At 36.8% G+C, this 1,602-nt stretch carries 1 protein-coding gene; it reads right to left on the reverse strand.

Annotation, left to right across the window (positions count from 1 at the left end; genetic code table 11):
* Positions 1-56: 56 nt before the first annotated feature.
* Positions 57-1,387 (reverse strand): IS3 family transposase gene (locus K5S59_RS29600; protein WP_120449942.1). Its coding sequence is split into 2 segments (ribosomal slippage): positions 57-1,009 and positions 1,009-1,387, totalling 1,332 coding nucleotides; the frame shifts between segments, so codons are not numbered across the junction.
* Positions 1,388-1,602 lie beyond the last annotated feature (215 nt).

A 1,602-nucleotide genomic window follows, 5' to 3' on the forward strand; every position in this document is an offset into this window, starting at 1 on the left:
TGAACTGAACCCTATAAAATAGACAGTTTAATAAAAGAAGATACTATTTTATTTATTTATGCAGCGATTAGATGACTTCGGTAAGCCTCCGGAGTCATCTTTTTTAGGTTCCATTGCTTTCTGCTGGTGTTATAGTACTCTATATACTCATCAATCATGAGTTTTAATTCATTAAAGTTACGTGCTTCCTTGTAATCTACTTCATCTTTTAAATGCCCGAAAAAGGACTCCATAGGTGCATTATCTAGACAGTTTCCTCGCCGTGACATGGATGGGAGTAACCCAATTTCTTTTGCTCGTTTCTGGTACTCAGGATTTGTATAGTGAACCCCTTGATCTGAGTGGATGAGTGCCTCAGGATGCACATTTCCATCTAATGCTTCTTTTAGCTTTGATAAAGTTCTATACACAATGTTCATTCGTAAATTAGTGGAGAGTTCATAAGCAACAATTTCTCTAGTAGCGACATCTTTTACACAGGATAAATAAGCCGTTTCTCCTCCTCGGTACGGTAAGTAAGTCATGTCTGTTACCAATGCTTTTCCTGGCTCAACCTGTTCAAACTCTCGATTTAGGTGATTTGGCACTGTACGGTGTACTTCTGTTGCTTTCGCCAATTTTCGGTAAGGATTTGCACGTCTTACTTTCGCAAAAAAGTTATACTTTCGCATCAATCGAAGGATTTTTTTATGATTCATAGGCTTGTGTACCATATCGGCTAAAGCCATATATAAGCCTCGATATCCAATCTTTCCTTTCGCTTTATCATATATAGACTTAAGTAAGAGGTAATCCCTATAGTCCTGCTCCTTACGGAGTGCTTGACTCTCACTGTTTTTGAGCCATTTATAATATCCACTTCGACTCACACCTGCTAATTCACACAAATAACCTGTCAAATTCTTCAACTGATAGAGACGAATGACTTCGTTGATGACTTGATACTTCTCTCGTGGTGTTAAAACCGTCTTTTCTTCGCCTGCCTTTCTAGTGCTTCGAGCTTTTTTAGTAGCTCAAGTTCAGCTTCCAAAAGCTTGATCCGTGTTTCAGCCTTCTCTAACTTCTTCTCAGCCGTAAGTTCTTTAGAACTTGGACGACCCGTACTTCCTTTTCCTCGACGTTCTTCTAAAAAGCCTGTTTCTCCGTATATTTTATATGTAGTTCTCCAGCGGTTAAGTGCACTTTGTGCTTTCTTAATTCCAATCATCTCTAAATCAAATCCAGCTTCAATAAAAATCTGAGCTGGTCCTTTTCCGTCTAAATTTTCTTTAACAGCTTGAATTTTAAACTCAGATGTATACTGAATTGCTCGATCTGAAACAGAAGAGACATTAGGGTTGGATTCTAAAACTCTTCGTTCATGTTCATTAAAAATAATCTTACTCATAAATCGTTTCCCCGTTTCTTAAATATAAGCTCTAGTATAACGGGGTTTTAAGCTATAAAAAACAAAAAACCCCGAATAGATACACTTTTTTTAAAGTGTCTACTATTCGGGGTTCAGTTCACATAATGCGAATGTCGTCTTTTTATTTTATATTATTTTAACATGTTAATTCATAATGGAAATAACGATTATCTCTCAAATAACCATTTTCAGCG

It is taken from the genome of Bacillus sp. BML-BC051 (assembly GCF_019656175.1).
GTDB classification, from domain to species: Bacteria; Bacillota; Bacilli; order Bacillales; family Bacillaceae_G; genus Bacillus_A; species Bacillus_A mobilis.